Source organism: Corynebacterium sp. (genome assembly GCF_030530965.1).
Lineage (GTDB): Bacteria > Actinomycetota > Actinomycetes > Mycobacteriales > Mycobacteriaceae > Corynebacterium.
The window spans coordinates 1-5,553 of the sequence record NZ_JAUMTY010000078.1 but is presented as its reverse complement, the minus strand read 5'-3'; the positions used below and the strand labels follow the sequence as shown (position 1 = coordinate 5,553).

Annotated in this window: 4 protein-coding genes; 2 read left to right on the top strand and 2 right to left on the bottom strand. The window is 58.5% G+C overall.

Translation table 11 applies throughout. The features are described 5' to 3' along the window. Both Q3981_RS10035 and Q3981_RS10030 read left to right on the top strand, forming a co-directional pair. On the top strand, positions 1-2,156 hold a 2,156-nt coding region (locus Q3981_RS10035), incomplete at its 5' end, for a dipeptide ABC transporter ATP-binding protein (RefSeq protein WP_303125869.1). 54 nt (positions 2,157-2,210) lie between these two features. Beyond that, positions 2,211-3,329, top strand: a complete 1,119-nt coding sequence (locus Q3981_RS10030) for a hypothetical protein (protein ID WP_303125866.1) — start codon at positions 2,211-2,213, stop codon at positions 3,327-3,329. Here the strand turns inward: Q3981_RS10030 and Q3981_RS10025 are convergent. Continuing rightward, positions 3,322-4,245, bottom strand: a complete 924-nt coding sequence (locus tag Q3981_RS10025; RefSeq protein WP_303125863.1) for a 3-hydroxybutyryl-CoA dehydrogenase — start codon at positions 4,243-4,245, stop codon at positions 3,322-3,324. The two genes, Q3981_RS10030 and Q3981_RS10025, sit on opposite strands and share 8 nt — an antisense overlap. A 188-nt stretch (positions 4,246-4,433) precedes the next feature. Further along, positions 4,434-5,312: a hypothetical protein gene (locus Q3981_RS10020; protein WP_303125861.1), complete on the bottom strand. Its 879-nt coding sequence runs from the start codon at positions 5,310-5,312 to the stop codon at positions 4,434-4,436. Positions 5,313-5,553 lie beyond the last annotated feature (241 nt).

Here is a 5,553-nt window from a genome sequence, read left to right as displayed (position 1 = left end):
CCCGCCAAGTCCTCAGCCAGGACTACATTTTGGCCGCGCGAAGTGCGGGAATGGGGTGGTTTTCCATTGCGACGAAGCATATCGTACGTGGAATTACCGGCCTCATCATTGTCCAGGCGACGGTTTCCGTGGCGCTCGCCATTCTGGCTGAGGCGGGGTTGTCATTTCTAGGACTGGGGACACCGCCGCCGCAGGCCTCATGGGGCCGGATGCTCCAGGACTCTCAGGTTTTCCTCGATTCGCACGCGGAGCTGGCTCTATGGCCGGGGCTCGCTATCGCCCTCACAGTGCTGGGGTTCAATCTTCTCGGCGACGGGCTTCGCGACATCCTCGATCCGTTCTCCCACCGGGCAATGTACGACGCTCCTGCCGTGAGCGCGGCTCATGAAGAGCCTGAGCGGGGGCCGAAATCAGAGGAGGCGTTGCTAAATTCGTCGCCTGATCCAGTCGCGGACGAATCGTCGTCGGCAATTTTGCAAGTGAAAGACCTGTCATTGACCACTCCGCGTTCTGCAGATGCTGCCACGAACGCGCGTCGATTAGTGGACTCTCTGAGCTTCAGTCTTGAGCCCGGTGCCAGGCTCGGGCTCATCGGCGAATCCGGGTCGGGGAAATCGTTAACGGCGCTGGCGATCATGGGGCTTTTACCTGACGATGTGCGCCCGTCCGGATCGATCATGTTCGCTGGCAACGAAATTGTGGGCGCTGCCGATAGCACCCTCAGTCAGTTCCGGAGCGTGCGCATGTCGATGGTTTTCCAGGAGCCTATGACTGCGCTGAATCCGCTCATGACCGTGGGCAAACAAATCGAACGCGCATGTCGGGCCGGCACACGAGAGGACCAGCGTACTGGCCGGAACCGACGTTCGTCTGGTCACAGCCGACGGGAGCGTGACGCTAAAGTCCGTGAGCTTCTTGAGTCAGTGGGGCTCCCCGAGCGCGCTTACTATTCGTATCCGTTTGAGCTCTCTGGGGGCCAACGCCAGCGAGTTCTTATCGCGATGGCGTTTGCGAATGACCCTGAGCTTCTCATTTGCGACGAGCCAACAACTGCCTTGGATGTCACAGTTCAGCGGTCTATTTTGATGCTGATCAACCGGCTTGTTCGCGAAAACAACACCGCGCTGCTGTTCATCACGCATGATCTGTCGGTCGTTGCGAACATGTGTGACAACATTCTGGTCTTGAAGGATGGGGTTCCGCGCGAATACGGGCCGACAGAGCGCATCTTGCAGCATCCTCGGGATTCCTACACAACGATACTGGTTCAGAATGCGCACGTTCATGACATTCGCGACGAACACGATGCACAGGGTCACGATGCGTCCGCCGAACATGATGCACGCGACGAGGCTTCCCCGACGCCGTCGTCAACCGATCCTCTTCTCCAGGTCCGCCATGTAAGCCAGGTATTCGATCAACGTCAGAACCGCTTCGGGCCGTCGTCGGCAATCACTGCTGTCGACGATGTGACATTAGACATCCACCGGGGCGAACGCCTTGGCATCGTCGGCGAATCTGGATCGGGGAAAACTACCCTGCTGAAGATCATGGCGGGGCTCACCCGGCCGACATCCGGCGATGTCCGTGTCGACGGGCACGCCATTACCAATCCGCACGATATGAGCCCCTATGGGCAGGTTGTCTTCCAGGACCCGCGTGGTTCCTTGGATCCCACGATGACTATCGGCGATTCGCTGGCCGAACCACTGCGTGCGCAACAGCATCCCCTCCCCCGAGACAAGCAGCGCGACCGCATAGTCACCGTGCTTGAGCAGGTAGGGCTGGACCTGTCGGCAATAGATCGGTTCCCTCATCATTTCAGTGGTGGCCAACGTCAGCGGATTTCACTTGCCCGCGCGCTGACTACCCACCCTCAGATTCTTCTTGCCGACGAGCCCGTTTCGGCGTTGGACGTCACCGTGCGGAACCGCGTCATTGCGCTTCTCGACGAGCTTGCCGAAGACTATGGCCTGACAATGGTGTTCTTGTCGCACGATCTTGACGTTGTGCGGCACATTTGCGACACGGTCGCTGTGATGAAGAACGGGCGAATCGTCGAAAAGGGAACGAGTGATCAGATATATCGCGATCCTCAGCATGAGTACACGAAGGAACTGATTAGCGCTGCCCGCCAACCGGTTCCGCCGACATAAGACTCAACGTAAATCTCAACCGGCCGTGACGGAGCGGCTGGTAAGCTCGCCGGCATGAAAGCTAAGTACCATTCTGAACCTGAGGGGGACGATTCCATCACGAATACCAATGAGCATTACAACTTTTATGAGCAGCTCAACCTGGATCCGTCGCTAGCGCCGGAAGAGCTTGTCGACATTTGCACGTCCCGGCTGCGCGAGCTGGACGACAACGGTGTTCCTGAAACCGATGCGCGCGTGCAAGAGCTGTTAGCTGCTCGGACGATTTTCCACAATGACCGGGCGAAAGCCACCTACGACGATGCGCTGCAGCGGACTGATATCCCGGCGATGACTGTTCCGGCGCTGCGTCATCTTGCCCGTACAGGCACATTGCCGGACGAGTATGCCAGCGCAGCAGCTTCCGGCACCCAAAGTGATGAGGTCGGCGCACACTGGGGTGAGGGTAACGCGACTGCTGACCAGTCCTCGGAGGAAGGCCTGGACGAGCAGGCTGGTTCTGAGACCGATGCCCAGTCCTCCACCACGTCGCTATCGCCATTTAACGCTGCTCCGACGCCGATCAAGATCAGTGTGACGTTGATCGGTCTGATGGGAATCATTGCGGCAATTGCCGTCGTGTGGTCCCGGTTCTCTGATGATGTTCGCGTCATTCAGTACAACCCCATGACTGGCGCTGTGATGTATAACCACCCGACGTTCACAGTCAACGAATCATGGGCAATGCTGACGATGGGGGCTGGCATTCTTATTCCCGCCCTCCTTGTGCCCCAGCTTCGACGTTTCATGCGCGTGCCCGTGCTTGCGTATGCGGTCACGGGGCTGATGCTCTCGGCGTTCCCGTATAAGTCCGTCGTCGTTGGTGAGGGCGACAAAATCGTGACCATCATTACCGCTCTGGCGTCGGCAGCGCTGATCGCGCTGGCCATGATGATGACCACTCGTACCCGCACAACAACCGACGCATCGGGGCAGGATGGTTTCACTACCCCGGATTCTGATAGCTCGGCTTTCGAGGCGGAGAACGCGGGTGCGGAGACCGCGGGCGCTGAATCCGCAGCGAACACTGAAACTGTAGCCGGTACTGAGGCCGCAGCGGGTTCGCAAACTGCGAGCGGCGCAGAGGCCGCCGGCCAGCACACCTCTGGTACCACCGACAAGCAGACTAACTAATAGGTTTGCCTTTCTCGTCGTACGTGTAAAAGCCTCGGCCGGTCTTCTTTCCTAACCGACCGGCTTGGACCATCCGACGCAGCAGGGGCGGGCAGGCGTACGTCGGGTCGCCGTATTCGTCGACCATGACGTCGGCAATAGACGCCACAGTGTCCAGCCCCACCATGTCGGAGAGCGCGATGGGCCCCATGGGATGTGCTGCACCATTGCGCATACCAGCGTCGATATCTTCCTTCGTCGCCACGCCATTTTCCAGCATGCGGATCGCAGAGAGCAGGTAGGGCACCAACAAGAAGTTGACGATAAACCCGGAGCGATCCTTCGCCTTGATCACCGTTTTCTTCAACACTTCGCTAGCCCACTTTTCGGCCCGATCAGAAACGGCATCTGTCGTATCCAAGGTTCGGACGTGCTCAACCAGGGGAAGAACCGGGACGGGGTTGAAGAAGTGCAGCCCCATCACGCGACCCGGGTTCGACGTTGCCGACGCAATCTGCTGAATGGGCAGCGACGAGGTGTTAGAGCACAAAGGCGCATCGGGATCCGAAACGATCTTGTCGAGCTTCCCAAAAATATCTGCTTTGACCTCGGGATTTTCAACAATCGCTTCGCAGACTAGCTGGCGGTCCGCAAACTCCTCCAAGTCAGTGGTGATGCGGATACGCCCGAGCGCGGCGTCCTTGTCTTCCTCAGACAGCTTGCCTCGTGACACACCGCGCTCCAACGACTTGGTGATCCTTTCGAGGCCTTTGTCGGCGAACTCCTGGGTAGCTTCCCACGCTACGACGTCGGAACCATGACGGGCAGCAACTTCAATAATGCCTGACCCCATTTGACCAGCACCGACGACACCTACGCGCAGCGCCGAAATGTCGACCGAGTCCGATGACTTATCGTTGTTCTTCTGATCTGCCATGAGTATGTTGTCCCCTCTTTTTCTCTTAGCCGCTGTGGTCAGCGTCTTATCCGTGGTTTCGCTTATTGGCGGTTTCCCTCATGGTAAAAACCTCACTGGCTTTTCGTCGGAAAACACGAAAGAAAATGGCAGTAGTACTCGCCCGGTGCTCATCCTCGTACTAGTCCCCCGCGCCAGCATGAGGGCGTTTACCAGGTCTTATATTGCTTATCGTTGACGAAAAAGCCGTGTCCTTCAGCGCTGGTACACGTCATTCCACTTGCCTTCGATGTGCATGTGTAGGTGGTTGTGTAGTTCCCCTGGACTGGAATTGTTTTCGATTGACCATAAGGCAGCACAGGTCCTGTCCGTGGGAACTCTCCCTGCAAGAGCCAGTGGCATGGTTCCGCGTCGGGGCCTCGACGGAAGCCAATCATGGTGTCATTTCTGGCCTCGACGCCCAGATATGGGCACCGGTTTTCGTCGCCCCACCGGGGGTGCTGATGGACATCGCAGCCATCGTCATCCATCCCGCGGAACTGGCACACGATGTTGCCGCTGGGACTCTGAAATACCGTTCGGCCTGGTGAGGTCGCCGTTGTGGCCCCACCTGCTGCGCCACTGCCGGTCCTGGGAGTTGCCGTCCCATTCTTCGCGGTTCGTGGCGATGCTGCGCGGTTCCCCTGAGCACCGCCCTGTTGTTGCTGGGTAGTTCCATTCGTCGCACCCCGCTGCGTGCCACCATGACGGCTGGTCGTCGTCGAATTGAGACTGGGATGTGGGTTATCTTGCGGTGCCCCAGTCGCTGGCTGCGGTGTACGCGAGTTCGAGGTGGAATGAGCCTGCGACTGGGTCGCCGACGCTGCCGATGTGTGATCATGGGAAGAATTCGCAACGTCATCGCTGCTGCTACACCCAGCTAAGCCACCGCCGACCATAATCCCGACGGCCACCGCGATGCTCGCGCCACGTCGTGTGGTCTGCATGATCCGTCGACAACCGGCACGTCCAAAAAGGCCACGAGACTGGGCCACCTCGGGGGTGCCCGTTAACTCGGGTTGGCGACGTCGACCATGGGGAGCATTCATATCACCGACAATACGTGACAACCCCGGGATAGGACACCCCCATTTCGCGGCACGAAATAGGTATGAGGTAGGAAGGAAAACTCACTACAGAGGCCATCGGAGCAAGGATGCTCGCTGTGAATGACGGCCACACCCGACGGTTTATCCGCAGTTTTCCCACGTCACCCTATCCGAACTCGAGTTCGAATTTTATGTGTATGATGTCCCTCATGCGAACGACGCGAGCACATTGTTCCAGCCA